Below are 17,969 nucleotides of genomic sequence, written 5' to 3'. Positions count from 1 at the left end.
GTTCCCGGTCACGCCAACCCCCTCCTCATCCGCAGCAGCAGGCCGAGGAAGAAAGGCGCGCCGATCAGGCTGAGCGCGATGCCGAGGCGCAGTTCGGTCACGAGCGGCAGCACCCGGCAGATGCTGTCCGCCACAAGTACCAGCAACGCGCCCGCGAGCGCGCTCGGCAGGATCAGTTGCGAGGGGCGGCGATCGGTCAGCGGCCGCACCAGGTGCGGCACGATCAGCCCGACGAAGCCGATGATCCCCGCCACCGCCACGCCCGCCCCCACGGTCAGCCCGACGCCGAGTACCAGCAGCGCGAGCAAGCGGCCCGGCTGCGTGCCGAGGCTGCGCGCAGCGGCATCCCCCAGCGTGAGCGCATCGAGGCTCCGCCCGGTGAGCGCGAGGAACGCGATGCCCAGCGCGACCAGCGGCGCGGAGAGCCACACGTCGCCCCAGCCCCGGTCGGTCAGCGCGCCCATCAGCCAGGTCACGATCTCGCTCATGGCAAACGCGTTGGGGGCGAGGCTGATGGCAAGGCTGGTGAGCGCCCCCGCGAGGCTCGCGATCATCAGCCCGGCAAGCGTGAACAGCGCGATGCCGCCGGTGCGCCCCGCGATCAGGGCGAGCAGCGCCATGGCTCCGCCCGCGCCCGCCAGCGCGAACAGCGGCAGCAGCCAGCCGCTTGCCGCATAACCGAACCAGAAGCTCGCCACCGCGCCAAGGGCAGCGCCCGGCGCGATGCCGAACAGGCCGGGATCGGCAAGCGGGTTGCGCAAATATCCCTGCATCGCCGCGCCCGCTGCGCCCAGCCCTGCTCCGACTACGATGGCAAGGAGGCCGCGCGGCAGGCGCAGCTCCATCAGGATGACCGCAGCGTTGGGCGTTGTCGCCGGGTCGATCCAGACCCGCCCGGCAAGCAGCGACAGCGGCAAAGCAATGGCCAGCAGGGCCAGCAGCACGAGGTTGGCTCGGCTCACGGCAGTTCTGCCCGGATCGCGGCCAGCCGTGCTGCCAGCCGCGGCACCGTGGGCCCGCCGCAATAGAGCAGCGCGGGGTCGAGCGAGGCGTAATGAACATCGGGCAGCGCTTTCAGCGCGGGGTGGTTCAGCGCCCGCTCCCCGCCCGCGGCAATGATCACGTCGGGCGGATCGGCCAGCACGCGCTCTATCGGCAAATAGGCGCCCTGCCCCAGACCGCGCATCGCCGCATGATTGGCGAAACCGGCGCGCTCTAGCTGCTCGGCGACGAGCGATTGCCCGCCCGCCACGATCCCGCCCTGTTGCCACAGAAGCGCGGTGGGGCGATTACCGGTGGCGCCCTCATGCTCCACCATCCGCGCGGCCAGTCTCTCGCCCTGCTCCATGGCCCCTGCCAGCCTCGCCAGGTCGCGGACTTGCGCGGCGCTTTCCTCTGCCGTCGAGGCGATCCCGACCCGCTCGACCCGGATGCCGAGCCGCTCCAGCGCACCCGCCGTGGAAGGCGCGATGAAGGTCGAGGCGACGACGATGTCCGGCTCCAGCGCGAGGATTTCCTCCACCGTGCCCGATGTCGCGCCGAACCGCCGCGCGTCGTCCACGTTTATCGACGAGGCGCGCGGATCGAGGCTGTAGTGCGAGACGGCGACCAGCGTCTGCGGCGCGATTTCGGCAAGGATCGCGTCGGCGCAGGGGTTGAGGCTGACGATACGCAGCGCCTCGCCGCTGCCCGCGCCCTCGCCCCGCCCGCATGCCGCGAGCGCCAGCAGGCCGAGGGCGGCGAGCCGCCTCAAAGCTCTCCCCGGATACCCATGAACACGCCACGCGGGGCGGAATTGTAGCCGGCGGCGGTCTGGTAGTCGGTATCGAACACGTTCTCGACCCGGCCGAACAGGTCGACGCCTTCATACAGCGGCATCGCGGCGCGTAAGGTAACGATGTCATAGCCCGCCAGCGGCACCGCATTGGCCGCATCGTCGAAGCTTTCGCTCACGATGCGCCAGTCGGCGCCGAGCTCCAGCCCGAACGGCAGGCGGTAATCCGCCACCAGCGTCGCGGCATGCTGCGGCCGGCGGGCAAGGACATTGCCCGCATTCGCCGCGCCGGGCGTGCGGTTCTCGGTATCGATATAGGCGTAGACGCCTTGCAGGCGCAGCCCCTCGACCGGCTCATAGGATGCCTCCAGCTCGATCCCCTGCGCGCGCGCCACGCCGATGTTGTCGTAGGTGCCGAACGGCCGGTCGGTGCAGATCGGGTCGCTGGAACCGAAGCAGCTCGCGAATTCGATCTGGTTCTCGGTGTCGCGGCGGAAGACGGTGAGGCCGAGGTCGATTGTCTCGAGGTCGGAGAAGACGATCCCCGCATCGTAGCTGCGGCTGCGCTCCGGCTGCAGTGCGCGATTGCCGTAGTCGCTGAACAGCTGGAACAGGGTGGGCGCCTTGAACCCTTCGCCGAAAGAGGCCCGCAACCGCACCCCTCTCCTGATTGCGTAGGTGAGGTCCCCGCCGAAACTGACTTCGCTCCCGAAGACACTGTGATCGTCCACGCGCGCGCCGGCGGCCAGTTCGAAACCGGAGGCGCGGTATTCCGCTTGCATATAGGCGGCGCGCGTATCGTCGCGCTGCTCGTCGTCGAACAGGGTGGAGAAGCGCCGCCATTCCAGTTCGCCGCCGAAATGAAGTGTCATCCCATCGGTCGCTCCCCAGCGCCCGCGCAGTTCGGCGCGCTCGCTGGTGCCGTCGGTGGTGTAGGTCGGATCGGTGCCGAAAGCGGGATCGAAATTGGCGCGCTCGGTATCGGCCACCTGGTAGCTCGGTACGATCCGAAGGCGCTCGTCGTCATAGACCAGCCCGGCGCGGGCGAAGACCTGCCGCGTTTCCTGCGTCTCGTCCGTGTCCGCCAGCGTGAAGTCGGGCGCCGGGAAACCGTCGATCTCCAGTTCGCCGCGGCTGTAGCGGACCGAGCCTATGGCGCTGAGGTTGCGGGTGAGATCGAACGAGGCGTTTGCTCCGGCAGTCACCTGATCGAACCCGTCTGCCTCGGTGCCCGCTGCGGCTGAGGAAAACCCTTCGCTGCGAGCAAGGCCCGAATAGAGCGCGGCGCGGTATGGCCCGGTATCGAAGCCTGCCGATCCGGTGACGTAAAGGCTCTCACGGCTGCCGACTTCGGCGCTCATGCGCGTGAATTCGCCCTCCACGCTCCGTGCGGCAAGGACGCCGGCAATCGCATCGCTGCCCCAGATGGTAGAATTGGAACCGCGCAGCAGCTCGATCCGATCGAGATTGCCCGCCAGCAAATTGCCGAAGTCGAAACCCCCGCCCGGGCTCGCGGTATCGGCCGCGCGGATGCCGTCGACCAGCACCAGCAGCTGCTCCGCCTCCGCGCCGCGCACACGCACGCCGGTAAAGCTGCCCGATCCGCCGTTGCGGCTGAAAGTGACAGCAGGGGCGCGCTCCAGCACGCTGACGATGTCGGCGCCCTGCACCTGCTCTATGGTCTCGCGATCGAGGACGGTGACGCCGCGGCCCGTCTCGTCGGGCAAGTTCCCCGGAACAACGATCAGGTTTTCGTAAGCGCAGCCGGCAAGCAACTGGACGCCATCGGGACCGGGGGGATAGCAGAAGTCGACTTCTTGGTCGCGCTCCTGCGCGTGAGCCACACCGGGGACAAGCGCCGCAGCGCCAAGCAGAAACAGATATTTACGCAAGGTTCTTTCCTTTCAATCACGACACACTGCCGCTCATGAAAGATCGCCGCAGCGCCAATAAGCGCGCGGCTTTCTTCGCTGTCGGTACACCCCGCCCGCAGCCGAACGACGCGTTGCAGGCAGGTCTCCTGGCTCGACCGGATCATCGATCGCCGCCGCCTTCCCGCTTTTCGCAGTGGCATCGTGGCGGCGATCCATCCGGTCACAGTTGCGGGGGCAGCGGAGGTTTCTCGCCTCACTTCCCTTAACCTGTAACGCTGCCCGCGCCCCTACGCCCGTCGCCGCGGCGGGGCAAGACCCGGCAGCGGCGCCTGTCCCCCTCCTGCCCGCGCCCACCCGCGCGTTAACGATTTGCTGGGCGGCGTGCCGTTAAGGGACGGCCGATGCGGGGCGGCTGCGAAACCCGGCTGCGCACGCTACGCGCCGAGGCGCGCCCTACGCCGCAACCGGAGCCCGCTTGATTCATTCCGTCCCCACCCCTGCCATGACGCCCGCGATGTCCGCACGGCTGGCGGCCTCGCGCCGGCAGCGCAAGGAAGCGCGGGCGGCGGAAAAGGCGGACAAGCCAATGCGCGGACGGCGGATAGCGCTGCTTGCCGCGGCGCTCGCCCTGCCCGCCATGGCGGCCGAGCGGGAGTGGAACGCGGCCAGGGACGTACCGGTGGAAATCGCCCCGATGCCGTTCGAAACGGCGGGCGAGAATTTTCCCGGTTCGGCGTTCTATTACCTCGAGGACGAAGACTACGTCGCGCCGTCCGATGCGGATTTCACGCAGGTCGCCTCCACCGCCAATGCCGAAGGCGTGCTGGTGGAAACCGAGACGAGCGAGATCCCCGGCGTGGGCGCCGTGGCCGCACCGCTCGTCGCGCTCGGCGGCGGCGATACCTCGGCCCGCGCGCTCAAGTGCATGACGATGGCGATCTATTACGAAGCCGCGAGCGAGGCCGATGCGGGCCAGCGCGCGGTGGCGCAGGTCGTGCTCAACCGCGTGGCGCACCGGTCCTATCCCAACAGCGTGTGCGGCGTGGTCTTCCAGGGCAGCGAACGGCGCACCGGGTGCCAGTTCAGCTTCACCTGCGACGGCAGCCTGCGGCGTACCCCGTCGCGCGTGTTCTGGGCCCGTGCGCAGGCGGTCGCCCGCTCCGCGCTGGCCGGCGCCGTCTATCGCCCGGTCGGCCTTGCGACCCATTACCACACGACCGCGATCTATCCTTACTGGGCGCCCAGCCTCCACCATTTGGGCACTATCGGCGCGCACCGCTTCTATGCCTTCAAGGGCGGCGCGGGCCAGCCAGGCGCCTTCCGCTTCGCCTATGCGGGGTACGAGCCTTCCGCATCGCCCCGCGCCCGCGCCTCCATCGACGACAGCCTGACAACCGATCCGCTGGCCATCGCCAAGGCTTACGAGAGCGCGGAAGCGGCGAAACCTGCGGCAGGGCCGGGCGCGCCCGCTTCGCCCGCAACCGGTGGGGGCGCCGCAGGCCGCGCCGTCGCCAATACGCCGCCGCCGCAATACTCGCGCGCGGTGGAGGAACGCGGCGGCGATGCGCTGTTCCGCGCCGACAAGCTGCCCGGCTCGGGCGAGGTGAAGCCGGAATACGCCAATTCCGGCCAGTGGCTCGACCGTCCGAAATCGGGCGACTGACTGCCGCGCTATTCCCCGCGCGGAGCGAAAACCGCGCAGTGACACTTTCATAACCATAGCGTCACACGAAGCCTTAGCAGGGCCGCGCCTAGGGCATCTTCATACCCGGGCGCAGCCACTGTGGCGAAGCGCCCGATTGACCAGGATCGCACCCGTCCCATGACCATCCGTTTCGCCGCCGCCACCACTGCCGCCTCCACCCACCCGGTGGTCCGCCGCGTGTGTACGGTGCGCCTTTCTCGCCCCGCTAACGACAACCCTTCGGCGGACCGCAACGACAAGCTCCTCTACGAGGCGCTGCGCCATTTCGCGCAACACGGAATCGCCGCAGCGCGCCATGCCAAGGGGCGCGCGGAGGAGGCATTCTTCGCCGGCGACCGCGAGGCGTACGAGTGGTGGCTCAGCGTCTGCCGCCAGCTCGACCGCCGAATGGCCCGCGATTGCGCCGCCGGCATCGATTCCGCAGAGGCCGCCGACGCCTGATTACCGGGCATTTGGTAGGCGGGGTCAGGATCCCGCGGAAACCTCGTGAACGGGTGTTAACCAAAAAATGACGTCATCGCCTTATGCCCGTGACAGGAACAAAGAGCGAAGGCTGGACCCATCAGCGGTTTACGTAATCTTGTTAGAGGTTTGTCGAGCAAGGACGCGATCGATGAACGCGTGCGGCAGACGCTCGTCAAGACTCTTTACCGCCAGTGGTCGAGCATGGCCATCGGCGCCGTCTGCGGGATCATAACCAACGGCGCGGCCGCCTATGTCAGCCGCAACGCCTTCCTCGTCGCCGGCGCCATCCTCCTCAGCATCGTCGCCATCGGCCGCCTGGTCGCCCCGCTTTACCTCCGCCGCCCCTGCCATCGCCGCAATGCGCGCGTGCTGGAAATCGTCTACGAAACGGGGGCTTTCACCTATTCCGCCCTTGTCGGGCTCATGTGCGCCTTCGCCATATGGGCGATGATCGATCCTGCCGTCCAAATGCTCCTGCTCGGCAATGCCATCGGTTACGGCGTCGGTATTTCGGCGCGCAACGCCGGGCGGCCCGTCATTGCGCTGGGGCAGTTGTTCCTGTGCCTGATCCCGCCGATCCTCGCCTGTTTCCTGTCCGGCAATCTGGCGCTCGCCATGCTCGGCTTCGGCATGCTGATGCTGCTGCCGGCGATGGTCGAGATTACGCTAAACGTGTTCCAGTTGCTGCGCCGCTCGATCTCTACGGCGGAGACCAGCCAGAAGCTGGCCGACAAGATGCAGCAGCTGGCGCGCACCGACGTGGTCACCGGCCTCGCCAACCGCGCCGGACTCAACCACCAGATGGTGGAGCGGCTGATGGTCGTCGGCAGCGACCGGAAGCTGGCGCTGTTCTGGATGGACCTCGACCGGTTCAAGGAAGTGAACGACACGCTGGGCCACCCGGTCGGCGACCGCGTGCTGACAGAGATCGCCCGCCGCCTGCAGGCGCTGGAGCTGGACGACACCACCATCGCCCGGTTCGGCGGGGATGAATTCATCGTCGTAACCGAAGTCGGCAGCCGAAAGGAAAGCGAAGACGTGGCGCAGGCCATCCTCGCCGCGATCAACCGCCCGATCCGCATCGACGCGGACCGGCTGGAACTGGGCGCATCGATGGGCATCGCCCTGATGCCCGACGACGGCAGCGATTTCGACACGCTGATGCAGAGCGCGGACCTTGCGCTTTACGACGCCAAGATCAACGGCCGCAACCGCGCCACCTTCTTCGACGGGTCGATGACCCGCGACCTCGTCCGCCGTAAGGAAATCGAGGCCGAACTGCGCCACGCCATCCAGCGCGACGAACTGTCGATCTTCTTCCAGCCGATCGTGGACCTCGAAACCGGCCGCATCCGCACGTTCGAGGCGCTGGTGCGCTGGTTCCACCCGCAACGCGGCGAGATGCGCCCGGACGAATTCATCCCCGTGGCCGAAGACACCGGCCTCATCATCACGCTGGGCAACTGGATCACCCAGCAGGCGGCCAAGGCCTGCGCCCAGTGGCCCGAGGACGTGACGATCGCCGTCAACCTCTCGCCAATCCAGATCCGCGCGCCCGGCGCCGCGCTCGGCATCCTCGCCGCCCTGCGCGAGGCCCGGCTCGACCCGACCCGCCTGGAGCTGGAAGTGACCGAAAGCCTGTTCCTGGAAGACAGCGAGAACACCGCCCGCTTCATCGAGGAACTGAGCGGCCACGGCGTACGCTTCGCCCTCGACGATTTCGGCACGGGCTATTCCTCGCTCGCCTATATCGACAAGTTCCCGTTCAAGAAGATCAAGGTCGACCGCAGCTTCGTGTCCGGCAAGGACGTGGGCCGCAAGAGCGAGGCGATCATCCGCGCGGTTGCCGAAATGGGCAACCAGCTGGAAATGGACATCGTGGCCGAGGGGCTCGAAACGGTCGAGCAGGTCCAGGCCGTCAAGAATGCGGGCTGCACGCTGGGCCAGGGTTACTACTTCAGCCGCGCCGTGCCCGATTACCTTGCCGCAATCCTGCTCAGCAACGAGCATGGCAAGGCCGCTGCCGCTAAAACCACCGGCAGCTAGGCTGCCAACCCTCCGCTTGAGGAACCAGATCGACGCCCGCGCGTCGGGTGGGTAAGCGCGCGCGTCCAGCCGCTTATTGCTATTGCGAACTGTTTGCAAAGATAGTCCGCGCAGTCGGTTGCAAACTCGCGCGCACGGGCCTAGGTGCCCTACCGAGCCTCAATCGGGCGCGTCTTGCTTCGCGGAGCGCGGGGCGCGACCCGGACGACGAAAGCGCCCGCGAAGGGAATTGACCGCATATGGCCCAGAACGCTGGACGCAAGAAGATCGCTCTCATCGGTTCCGGCATGATCGGTGGCACCCTCGCCCACCTCGCCGCGAAGAAGGAAATGGGCGACATCGTCCTGTTCGACATCGCCGAAGGCATGCCGCAGGGCAAGGCGCTCGACCTGTCGCAGTGCGGCCCGATCGAAGGCTTCGACGCGAAGATCACCGGCACGAACGACTACGCCGACATTGCCGGCGCCGACGTGGTGATCGTGACCGCCGGCGTGCCGCGCAAGCCGGGCATGAGCCGCGACGACCTGCTCGGCATCAACCTCAAAGTGATGAAGGCCGTCGGCGAAGGCATCAAGAACAACTGCCCCGACGCATTCGTGATCTGCATCACCAACCCGCTCGACGCGATGGTCTGGGCGCTGCGCGAATTCAGCGGCCTTCCGCACAACAAGGTGGTCGGCATGGCCGGCGTGCTCGACAGCGCGCGCTTCGCGACCTTCCTCGCATGGGAATTCGACGTGTCGGTGAAGGACGTGAACGCCTTCGTCCTCGGCGGCCACGGCGACACCATGGTCCCGGTCACCAGCTACACCACGATCAACGGCATCCCGGTCAATGACTTCGCCAAGATCAGGGGCGTGAGCGAAAGCCGCATCGACGAGATCGTTGACCGCACCCGCAAGGGCGGCGGCGAGATCGTCGGCCTGCTCGGCAACGGCTCGGCCTATTACGCGCCCGCTACCAGCGCCATCGCGATGGCCGAAGCCTACCTGGGCGACAGCAAGCGCATCCTGCCGTGTGCAAGCTATGTCGAAGGCAAGTACGGCCTCGACGGGCTGTACGTGGGCGTCCCCACCATGATCGGCGCAGGCGGCACCGAAGAAGTTATCGAGATCGAACTGTCGGACGAGGAAAAGAGCAACCTCAAGGTCTCGACCGACGCGGTCGAGGAACTGCTGGAAGCGTGCAAGGGGCTGGATGAAAGCCTGAAGTAATGTGAGAGGCCCCGCAAAGGCGGGGGCCTCACTCGGCACGCTCCGACTTATTTGCCTGAGACCCCCGCCTTCGCGGGGGATCACATCGAGAGGATCACAATGAGCATTCTTGTCGACAAGAACACCAAGGTCATCACGCAAGGGATGACCGGCAACACCGGTACCTTCCACACGCAGCAGGCGCTCGATTACGGTACCCAGATGGTTGCGGGCGTCACCCCGGGCAAAGGCGGCACCGAGCACATCGGCCTGCCGCAGTTCGACACGGTTCGCGAGGCGAAGGCCGCAACGGGCGCGACCGCATCGTGCATCTACGTGCCGCCGCCCTTCGCCGCCGACGCGATCTGCGAGGCGATCGATGCCGAGATCGAGCTGATCATCTGCATCACCGAAGGCATCCCGGTGCTCGACATGGTCCGCGCCAAGGCCGCGCTGGAAGGGTCGAAGTCGCGCCTGATCGGGCCGAACTGCCCCGGCGTGCTGACGCCGGAAGAATGCAAGATCGGGATCATGCCGGGCAAGATCTTCAAGAAGGGCAGCGTCGGTGTGGTCAGCCGCTCCGGCACGCTGACCTATGAAGCCGTCCACCAGACCACCATGGTCGGCCTCGGCCAGACGACCGCGGTCGGCATCGGCGGCGACCCTGTCAACGGCACCAACTTCATCGACGTGCTCGACCTGTTCCTGGACGACCCGGAAACCAAGTCGATCATCATGATCGGCGAAATCGGCGGCAGCGCGGAAGAGGAAGCGGCGGAATTCCTGAAGCAGGAAGCCGCCAAGGGCCGCAGCAAGCCGACCGTAGGCTTCATCGCCGGCCGCACCGCCCCTCCGGGCCGCCGCATGGGCCATGCCGGCGCCATCGTGAGCGGCGGCAAGGGCGGCGCGGAGGACAAGATCGCGGCGATGGAAGATGCGGGCATCCGCGTCTCCCCCAGCCCCAGCGAACTCGGCACCACGCTCGACGCAATGCTGAAGGAAATGGCCTGAGGTAAAGCTGTCAGTCCCCGCGCAGGCGGGGACCGCAGGCCGCAAGCGCCCAGGGATGAAACCAGGCTATGTCTATATCCTCGCCAACAAACCGATGGGCGTCCTTTACATCGGCGCTACCGACGACCTCGCCCGCCGGGTGTCGGAGCATCGGCAGGGAAGCCAGAAAAGTTTCGCGCAGCATTACAATTGCCAGCGCCTCGTCTGGTTCGAGGAATTCGAGAACATCCACGACGCCCGCGCGTTCGAACGCAAGATGAAAAAATGGAACCGGGCGTGGAAAGTGAACCGTATCGTGATGAGCAATCCGCAGTGGCGCGATCTCGCTCAATCGCTTTGACGCCGCGCCTGCCGACTGAGGCCCCCGCTTTCGCGGGGGTTCACGGAGACCGAAATGGGTAACGAGACACACGATTTCCTCCCCGCGATGGGCGACCAGGAGGGGCCGCAGCCCGGCCCTTCGTGGGAGAATGCGCGTTGGCCGCTGACCGATATCGATGCGGAGGACGACCTTACCCAGGCGCTCGACCCCACGGCGATGAAGCTGGCGCTGAAGGAAGCGCACGCCAAGGCCGGCAAGCCGGTGGACGACAAGGCGCTGGAAAAGGCCGCCGACGATTCCAATCGCGCGATGATGCTGGTGCGCTCGTTCCGCGTGCGCGGGCATCTTGCGGCCAATCTCGACCCGCTCGGCCTCTCGCACCGCGAAGTGCCGGAAGACCTGACGCTGGAATGCCACGGCTTCGAAGGCGAGGAGGACCTGGAGGTCTATATCGGCGGCGTTTTCGGTTTCGGCTGGGTGACCATCGGCGACCTCCACGCCGCGCTGCGCCAGACCTATTGCGGTAATGTCGGCCTCGAATACATGCACATCGCGGACGTCAAGGAACGCCGCTTCCTGCAGAAACTGTTCGAAACGCCGGAAGAGACGATCCAGTTCACGCCGGAAGGCAAGAAGGCGATCCTGCAGGCGGTGATTCGGGGCGAGGAATTCGAGAAATTCCTCGGCAAGAAATACGTCGGCACCAAGCGCTTCGGCCTCGACGGCGGCGAATCCATGATCCCCGCGCTGGAAGCGGTGATCAAATATGGCGGCGCCGACGGCGTGCGCGAGATCATCTACGGCATGGCCCACCGCGGCCGGCTGAACGTGCTCGCGAACGTGATGGCCAAGCCTTACAAGGTCATCTTCCACGAATTCCAGGGCGACAGCGCCAACCCCGACGAGGTCGGCGGATCGGGCGACGTGAAATATCACCTCGGCACCAGCACGGACCGCGAATTCGACGGGATCAAGGTGCACATGAGCCTGGTCCCCAACCCCAGCCACCTCGAGGCAGTCGATCCGGTCGTTCTGGGCAAGACGCGTGCGCAGCAGGCGATGCATGATGACCTGGAAAAGCACGAAAAGGTGTTGCCGGTCCTGATCCACGGCGACGCGGCCTTTGCCGGGCAGGGCGTGGTGTGGGAATGTTTCGGCCTGTCGGGCGTGCGCGGCTATTCCACCGGCGGCTGCATCCACTTCATCATCAACAATCAGATCGGCTTCACCACCAGCCCGAAGTTCGCCCGGTCCAGCCCCTATCCCAGCGATGTGGCCAAGGGCGTCCAGGCACCCATCCTGCACGTCAACGGCGACGATCCCGAAGCCGTGACCTTCGCCTGCAAGCTGGCGATCGAATACCGCCAGACCTTCAAGCGCGACATCGTGATCGACATGTGGTGCTATCGCCGTTTCGGCCACAACGAAGGGGACGAGCCGAGCTTCACCCAGCCGCTGATGTACGACGCCATCCGCAAGCACCCGCGGATCAGCGAACTGTATGCCGACCGCCTGATCGACGAGGGCGTGATCGCGAAGGGCGACGCGCCGGCCTTGCGTCAGGAATTCGACGACCAGCTTTCCAGCGAGTTCGAAGCGGCCAAGGATTACGAGCCGAGCGACGTCGAATGGTTTGCCGGCCGGTGGAGCGGGCTGCACAAGCCTGCCGACCCGGAAACCGCGCGCCGCAACGTGGAAACCGCGCTGGGCGAGAAGCTGTTCGACAGCCTCGGCAAGACGCTGACCACCGTCCCGGACGACGTGAACATCCACAAGACGCTGGGCCGCGTGCTGAAAGCCAAGGCGGAGATGTTCTCTTCCGGCGAAGGCTTCGACTGGGCGACCGCCGAAGCACTCGCTTTCGGCAGCCTGGTGACCGAAGGCTTCGGCGTTCGCCTGTCCGGGCAGGACAGCGGCCGCGGCACGTTCAGCCAGCGCCATGCCATCTGGGTGGACCAGGATACGGAGGAGAAATACATTCCCCTCGCCACCCTGCCCCACGGCAAATTCGAAGTTTATGACAGCATCCTGTCCGAATACGGCGTGCTCGGCTTCGAATACGGCTTCGCCCTTGCCGATCCCAAGACGCTGGTGATGTGGGAAGCCCAGTTCGGCGATTTCGCCAACGGCGCGCAGATCATGATCGACCAGTTCATCGCCAGCGGCGAGGTGAAATGGCTGCGGGCCAACGGCCTCGTCATGCTGTTGCCGCACGGTTACGAGGGGCAGGGTCCGGAACACAGTTCCGCCCGGCTCGAACGTTTCCTGCAGCTGTGCGCGAACGACAACATCCAGGTGCTCAACATCACCGAGCCGGCGAATTACTTCCACGTGCTGCGCCGTCAGATGCTGCGCCCCTTCCGCAAGCCGATGGTTATCATGACGCCCAAGTCGCTGCTGCGCCATCCGATGGCGAAGAGCCCCAAGGCGAAGTTCCTCGGCGACAGCCACTTCATGCGCATCCTGTCCGACCCGACGGAAATCGCGGACGAGAAGGTGAAGCGCCTTGTGCTGTGTTCGGGCAAGGTCGCCTACGACCTCATCCAGAAGCGCGACGAGGAAGGGCTGGACGATGTCTCCATCGTGCGGATCGAACAGCTCTATCCCTTCCCCGGCGAACCGCTCGCCGTGCGGCTGAAGCGGATGACCAACCTGGAACAGGTGATCTGGTGCCAGGAAGAACCGCGCAACAACGGCGCTTGGTTCTTCGTCAACGAGCGGATCGAGCGGGCGCTCGGCGATGCGGGCAAGGATGGCATGCGCCCCTCCTACGCCGGGCGCGAGGAAGCCGCGTCGCCGGCCACCGGATACGCCAAGCGCCACCAGATGCAGCAGGAAGCACTGGTGACGATCGCCTTGGGCCTTGCCGATGGCGGCGAGGCTGCACGCAAATTGCAAAAGACCCAAGGGGCCGGGAAAGCGACCCAACGGGCCGAGAAGAAGGTTTAACATGGCAAGCGAAGTCAAAGTCCCCACGCTGGGGGAATCGGTTACCGAAGCGACCGTTGGCGAATGGCTGAAGCAGCCCGGCGACGCGGTGGCTCAGGACGAGCCCATCGCCAGCCTCGAAACCGACAAGGTCGCGGTGGAAGTCCCCTCGCCCATCGCCGGCGTGCTGCAGGAAACGCTGGTCGACGTGGGCGATACGGTGGAAGTCGGCGCGGTCATCGCCAGGATCGCAGAGGGCGGCGCACCCGCCGCCAAGGGCGAGGACGCGGGCCGCGCGGCAGAACAACGCGAGGAAGGCCAGGACAAACGCGCCGACGAAACCGCGCCCCAGCTCGCATCGGACGGCAGCTCCAGCTCGCAAACCCTGTCCCCCGCCGTGCGCCGCGCGGTGCTGGAACACGGGCTTGACCCTTCCACCATCAAGGGCACCGGCAAGGACGGCCGCCTGACCAAGGAAGACGTGATCAACGCGGCCAAGGCCAAGGGTGACAGCCCCGCACCGACCGCCAGCGCTCCCACGCCTTCGCCTGCAGCCTCCTCCTCTCCCGCTCCGTCCGCCTCGGGCGAGCGCAAGGAAGAGCGCGTGAAGATGACGCGCATGCGCCAGACCATCGCCCGGCGCCTCAAGGGCGCGCAGGAAGAGGCCGCCCTGCTCACCACGTTCAACGACGTGGACATGAGCGCGGTCATGGAAGCGCGCGGCAAGTACAAGGACCTGTTCGCCAAGAAGCACGACATCAAGCTCGGCTTCATGGGCTTCTTCGCCAAGGCCTCGTGCCTTGCGCTGAAAGACGTGCCGGCTGCCAATGCCTATATCGAGGGCGATGAGATCGTGTACCACGACTACGTCGACATTTCGGTGGCGGTCAGCGCGCCCAACGGCCTCGTCGTGCCGGTCATCCGCGATGCCGACAAGAAGGGCTTCGCGCAGATCGAGAAAGACATCGCCGATTTCGGCAGCCGCGCCCGCGACGGTACGCTGACGATGGAAGACATGAAGGGCGGCACCTTCACCATCTCCAACGGCGGCGTGTTCGGATCGCTGATGTCGACCCCGATCATCAACCCGCCGCAAAGCGCCGTGCTGGGCCTCCACCGTATCGAGGACCGTCCGGTCGTGGTCGACGGCGAAATCGTCATCCGCCCGATGATGTATATCGCCCTGTCCTACGACCACCGCCTGATCGACGGGCGCGAAGCGGTCACCGCACTCAAGATCATCAAGGAAGCGATCGAAGATCCCACCCGGATGCTGATCGACCTATAAAGAATGCATCGTGCCTACCCTTCGACAGGCTCAGGGTGAGCGGGGTAGGCGCAATCGAAACAAGGGCCGCTCAGCCTGAGCTTGTAGAAGGCTACGCGCCACGGAGTTAGAAATGGCTGAATACGACTACGATGTCCTCGTCATCGGCGCTGGCCCGGGTGGCTATGTCGCTGCGATCCGCGCGGCCCAGTTGGGTCTGAAGACGGCCTGCGCCGAAGGGCGCGAGACGCTGGGCGGCACGTGCCTCAACGTCGGCTGCATCCCGTCCAAGGCGATGTTGCACGCGTCGGAATATTTCGACGCGGCCGCAAACGGCACGATGGCAGAAATGGGCATCGACGTGACGCCCAAGCTCAACCTCGATGCGATGCACGCCCAGCGCCGCGATGCGGTGAAGGGCCTGACCGGCGGCATCGAGTTCCTGTTCAAGAAGAACAAGGTCGACTGGAAGAAGGGCTACGCAACCTTCCAGGATGCGCACACGGTCAAGATCGGTGACGAAACGGTCACCGCGAAGGACATCGTGATCGCCACCGGTTCCTCCGTAACGCCGCTTCCCGGCGTCGAGGTCGATAACGACAAGGGCATCGTCGTCGACAGCACCGGCGCGCTGGAGCTGAAGGCGGTTCCGCAAAAGATGGTCGTGATTGGCGGCGGCGTGATCGGGCTGGAACTCGGCTCCGTCTGGCGGCGGCTGGGCGCAGACGTCACCTGCGTCGAATTCCTCGACGAAATCCTGCCCGGCATGGACGGCGACATCCGCAAGGAATCCCGCAAAATCTTCAAGAAGCAGGGCATCGAATTCAAGCTGTCGACCAAGGTCACCGGCGTCACTGTCAAGGGCAAGAAGGCCCATCTAACGCTGGAGCCGGCCGCCGGCGGCGAGGCAGAAACGATGGAGGCCGACTGCGTGCTGGTGTCCATCGGCCGCAAGCCGAACACCGACGGCCTTGGCCTCGACGCGATCGGGCTGGAAACCAACAAGCGCGGCCAGATCGAAACCGACCACGATTTCCGCACCAAGGTTGCCGATGACAATGGCGGCGTGTGGGCCATCGGCGACGTGATCCCCGGCCCGATGCTGGCTCACAAGGCCGAGGACGAGGGCATCGCGGTGGCCGAGAACATCGCCGGGCAGACCGGCATCGTGAACCACGACGTAATCCCCAGCGTGGTCTACACCCTCCCCGAAATCGCCGGCGTCGGCCTCACCACCGAACAGGCAATCGAGAAGATGGGCGGCGACAACGCGGCGGTGAAGGTCGGCAAGTTCCCGATGATGGCCAACAGCCGCGCGAAGACCAATCACGAGCCCGACGGCTTCGTGAAAGTCATCGCCGAGGCCGAAACCGATCGCGTGCTGGGCGTGTGGGCCATCGCCAGCGTCGCCGGCACGATGATCGCGGAAGCGGGCATCGCGATGGAATTCGGCGCCACGAGCGAAGACATCGCCTACACCTGCCACGCCCACCCGACCCACGCCGAAGCGATGAAGGAAGCGGCGATGGCGGTACAGGGCAAGCCGATCCATATCTGAGGCGGCGGCGCGCGCCATGCCCCCGTTCCACCTTGCCTTCCCTGTCGACGACCTCGCTGCGGCGCGGGCGTTCTATGGCGGGGTGCTGGGGTGCGCGGAGGGGCGGTCTTCGGACGAGTGGGTCGACTTCGACTTTTTCGGCCACCAGATCGTCGCCCAACTTGCCCCGGCGCGCAGCGGCGATGCGGCCAGCAACCACGTGGACGGCCACGGCGTTCCGGTGCCGCATTTCGGGCTGGTGCTCGAAATGGCGGAATGGCGCGCGATGGCGGACCGGCTGAAGGCCGCAGGCATCCGGTTCCTGATGGAACCGACGGTGCGCTTCGCCGGCCAGTCGGGCGAGCAGGCGACGATGTTCTTTCGCGATCCCGCCGGCAATGCGCTGGAGATCAAGGCGATGGCCCACCCTGACAAGCTGTTCGCGCGCTAGGCGCAAATCGTCTTGGCCCAGCGCCCGCGGCGTGGCAGTCGGGCCCGCCAAGGAGAATGCCATGATCCCGTCCCTGACCGAAGAACCCGGCGCGCTTGAACTGGCCGGGCGCATCCGTGCAGGCGAGCAATCCCCGCTCGAAGCGGTGGACGCCGCCATCGCGCGGATCGAGCGACTGGACGGCCCGATCAACGCGGTCGTCGTGCGCGATTTCGACCGGGCGCGCGATGCGGCAAAGGCGCTCGACGGCGCGGCGCCGGGCGAGGACCAGCCGCTGTTCGGCGTGCCGATGACGATCAAGGAAAGCTTCGGCATCGCGGGCCTGCCCTCCACCTGGGGCGAGGAGCGCTTCGCGGGCAACGTTGCAGACACGGACGCGCGCGTCGTCCGCCAGCTGAAGGCCGCGGGCGCGATCTTCCTCGGGAAGACGAACATCCCGCCGCAGCTCGCCGACATCCAGAGCGCGAACCCGGTGTATGGCCGCACGAACAACCCGCACGATCTGTCGCGCGTCCCTGGCGGGTCTTCCGGCGGTGCGGCGGCCGCGGTGGCGAGCGGGATGGTGCCGCTGGAATACGGCACCGACATCGGCGGTTCGGTGCGCGTGCCTGCGCATTTCTGCGGCGTGTGGGGGCAGAAGACGAGTTGGGGCCTGATCGACCTCGAAGGCCACGAATATCCGATGCTGAAGTCGGGCGGCCACGACACCGCCCTGTCCATCGCCGGGCCGCTGGCGCGCAATGCCGCCGACCTTGACCTTGCCATCTGTCTCACGGCCACGCGCCCGCTGGAACGCAGAGCCGGGCCGCTATCGGGCCGCAGGTTCCTGCTGGTGCTCGACCATCCCGACTGCCCGCTGGACGATGCGGTGCGCGGCCCCATAGAGGCGGCAGCGCAGGCGATCGAGGCGGCCGGCGCTGAGGTCGACCGCAGCAGCGACCTGCTTCCGGACCTGTCTGCCGAACGGGCGGACTACATGCGCATGCTCGGCATCGCGATGTCGCGCGGGATGCAGCCGGGGGCCGACGGCAAGCGCGCGCTGGCGACGGACTGGTTCAACCTGCTCGACGCGCAGTGGCGCAGCGAAAGGGCCTGGGAGCGCCTGTTCGAGAGCTACGACTTCGTGCTCGCCCCGCCGATGGCCTTCCTCGCCTTCGAGCACGACGAGCGCGACATGCGGGAGCGCACGGTGCGCATCAACGGGGCGGACGTGCCGATGGGCGCAGGCTTCGGCTATTCGGCGCTGGCGACCTTCCCCAACCTGCCCTCCACCTGCATGCCGGTGGGGTCGACCGATGGGCTGCCTTGCGGGATGCAGGTAATCGGCCCGCGCTGGGCGGACCGCGACTGCATCTCCATCGCGGCCAAGATTGCGGACATATTGCCGGGCTGATCG

Annotated in this window: 14 protein-coding genes and 1 riboswitch; of the genes, 11 read left to right on the top strand and 3 right to left on the bottom strand. The window is 66.5% G+C overall.

Annotation, left to right across the window (positions count from 1 at the left end):
• Window positions 1–8 precede the first annotated feature (8 nt).
• The 3 genes from QQW98_RS10045 to QQW98_RS10035 are packed head-to-tail and all read right to left on the bottom strand — an operon-like array spanning window position 9 to window position 3,666.
• The gene (locus QQW98_RS10045; RefSeq protein WP_290134806.1) at window positions 9–962 is read right to left on the bottom strand and encodes a FecCD family ABC transporter permease; all 954 of its coding nucleotides are present in this window, start codon (window positions 960–962) and stop codon (window positions 9–11) included.
• On the bottom strand, window positions 959–1,753 hold the full coding sequence (locus QQW98_RS10040; RefSeq protein ID WP_290134805.1) for an ABC transporter substrate-binding protein: 795 nt from the start codon (window positions 1,751–1,753) through the stop codon (window positions 959–961). The genes QQW98_RS10045 and QQW98_RS10040 overlap by 4 nt, the downstream gene beginning before the upstream one ends.
• Window positions 1,750–3,666 carry a TonB-dependent receptor plug domain-containing protein gene (locus tag QQW98_RS10035; RefSeq protein WP_290134804.1) on the bottom strand — a complete coding sequence of 639 codons (1,917 nt, stop codon included), beginning with the start codon at window positions 3,664–3,666 and terminating at the stop codon, window positions 1,750–1,752. The genes QQW98_RS10040 and QQW98_RS10035 overlap by 4 nt, the downstream gene beginning before the upstream one ends.
• Window positions 3,667–3,767: 101 nt before the next feature.
• Window positions 3,768–3,934, bottom strand: a riboswitch (cobalamin riboswitch).
• A gap of 228 nt (window positions 3,935–4,162) precedes the next feature.
• On the opposite strand from QQW98_RS10035, the gene QQW98_RS10030 reads away from it, so the two are divergent.
• The 11 genes from QQW98_RS10030 to QQW98_RS09980 all read left to right on the top strand — a co-directional run bounded on the left by QQW98_RS10030 (window position 4,163) and on the right by QQW98_RS09980 (window position 17,966).
• A complete protein-coding gene (locus tag QQW98_RS10030; RefSeq protein ID WP_290134803.1) occupies window positions 4,163–5,311 on the top strand; it encodes a cell wall hydrolase in 1,149 nt (382 codons plus the stop codon).
• A 159-nt stretch (window positions 5,312–5,470) separates the two neighbouring features.
• The gene (locus QQW98_RS10025; RefSeq protein WP_290134802.1) at window positions 5,471–5,794 is read left to right on the top strand and encodes a hypothetical protein; all 324 of its coding nucleotides are present in this window, start codon (window positions 5,471–5,473) and stop codon (window positions 5,792–5,794) included.
• 180 nt (window positions 5,795–5,974) lie between these two features.
• The gene (locus tag QQW98_RS10020; protein ID WP_290134801.1) at window positions 5,975–7,864 is read left to right on the top strand and encodes a putative bifunctional diguanylate cyclase/phosphodiesterase; all 1,890 of its coding nucleotides are present in this window, start codon (window positions 5,975–5,977) and stop codon (window positions 7,862–7,864) included.
• Window positions 7,865–8,103: 239 nt separating this feature from the next.
• Complete coding sequence (mdh, locus tag QQW98_RS10015; protein WP_290134800.1) at window positions 8,104–9,078, top strand: malate dehydrogenase; 975 nt, start codon at window positions 8,104–8,106, stop codon at window positions 9,076–9,078.
• A gap of 99 nt (window positions 9,079–9,177) precedes the next feature.
• Window positions 9,178–10,068: a succinate--CoA ligase subunit alpha gene (sucD, locus tag QQW98_RS10010; RefSeq protein ID WP_290134799.1), complete on the top strand. Its 891-nt coding sequence runs from the start codon at window positions 9,178–9,180 to the stop codon at window positions 10,066–10,068.
• A gap of 55 nt (window positions 10,069–10,123) precedes the next feature.
• On the top strand, window positions 10,124–10,408 hold the full coding sequence (locus tag QQW98_RS10005) for a GIY-YIG nuclease family protein (RefSeq protein ID WP_290134798.1): 285 nt from the start codon (window positions 10,124–10,126) through the stop codon (window positions 10,406–10,408).
• A gap of 54 nt (window positions 10,409–10,462) precedes the next feature.
• The gene (locus QQW98_RS10000; protein WP_290134797.1) at window positions 10,463–13,339 is read left to right on the top strand and encodes a 2-oxoglutarate dehydrogenase E1 component; all 2,877 of its coding nucleotides are present in this window, start codon (window positions 10,463–10,465) and stop codon (window positions 13,337–13,339) included.
• A gap of 1 nt (window position 13,340) precedes the next feature.
• Window positions 13,341–14,606 (top strand): 2-oxoglutarate dehydrogenase complex dihydrolipoyllysine-residue succinyltransferase, encoded by a 1,266-nt coding sequence (gene odhB, locus QQW98_RS09995; protein ID WP_290134796.1) that lies wholly within the window; start codon window positions 13,341–13,343, stop codon window positions 14,604–14,606.
• Window positions 14,607–14,718: 112 nt separating this feature from the next.
• On the top strand, window positions 14,719–16,143 hold the full coding sequence (gene lpdA / locus QQW98_RS09990) for a dihydrolipoyl dehydrogenase (protein ID WP_290134795.1): 1,425 nt from the start codon (window positions 14,719–14,721) through the stop codon (window positions 16,141–16,143).
• A 16-nt stretch (window positions 16,144–16,159) separates the two neighbouring features.
• Window positions 16,160–16,573, top strand: coding sequence for a VOC family protein (locus QQW98_RS09985; protein WP_290134794.1), 414 nt, complete (start codon window positions 16,160–16,162; stop codon window positions 16,571–16,573).
• A gap of 61 nt (window positions 16,574–16,634) precedes the next feature.
• A complete protein-coding gene (locus QQW98_RS09980) occupies window positions 16,635–17,966 on the top strand; it encodes an amidase family protein (RefSeq protein WP_290134793.1) in 1,332 nt (443 codons plus the stop codon).
• Window positions 17,967–17,969 lie beyond the last annotated feature (3 nt).

Origin of the sequence: Alteriqipengyuania flavescens, from assembly GCF_030406725.1 — a bacterium.
Lineage (GTDB): Bacteria > Pseudomonadota > Alphaproteobacteria > Sphingomonadales > Sphingomonadaceae > Alteriqipengyuania_B > Alteriqipengyuania_B flavescens.
This window is presented reverse-complemented; position numbering and strand designations above follow the sequence as displayed.

Excerpts from the sequence above, each read along its gene's own strand:
- QQW98_RS10030 (WP_290134803.1), top strand. The coding sequence starts at position 4,163 with ATGTCCGCACGGCTGGCGGCCTCGCGCCGGCAGCGCAAGGAAGCGCGG.
- QQW98_RS10025 (WP_290134802.1), top strand. The coding sequence starts at position 5,471 with ATGACCATCCGTTTCGCCGCCGCCACCACTGCCGCCTCCACCCACCCG.
- mdh (WP_290134800.1), top strand. The coding sequence starts at position 8,104 with ATGGCCCAGAACGCTGGACGCAAGAAGATCGCTCTCATCGGTTCCGGC.
- sucD (WP_290134799.1), top strand. The coding sequence starts at position 9,178 with ATGAGCATTCTTGTCGACAAGAACACCAAGGTCATCACGCAAGGGATG.
- QQW98_RS10005 (WP_290134798.1), top strand. The coding sequence starts at position 10,124 with ATGAAACCAGGCTATGTCTATATCCTCGCCAACAAACCGATGGGCGTC.
- QQW98_RS10000 (WP_290134797.1), top strand. The coding sequence starts at position 10,463 with ATGGGTAACGAGACACACGATTTCCTCCCCGCGATGGGCGACCAGGAG.
- odhB (WP_290134796.1), top strand. The coding sequence starts at position 13,341 with ATGGCAAGCGAAGTCAAAGTCCCCACGCTGGGGGAATCGGTTACCGAA.
- lpdA (WP_290134795.1), top strand. The coding sequence starts at position 14,719 with ATGGCTGAATACGACTACGATGTCCTCGTCATCGGCGCTGGCCCGGGT.
- QQW98_RS09985 (WP_290134794.1), top strand. The coding sequence starts at position 16,160 with ATGCCCCCGTTCCACCTTGCCTTCCCTGTCGACGACCTCGCTGCGGCG.
- QQW98_RS09980 (WP_290134793.1), top strand. The coding sequence starts at position 16,635 with ATGATCCCGTCCCTGACCGAAGAACCCGGCGCGCTTGAACTGGCCGGG.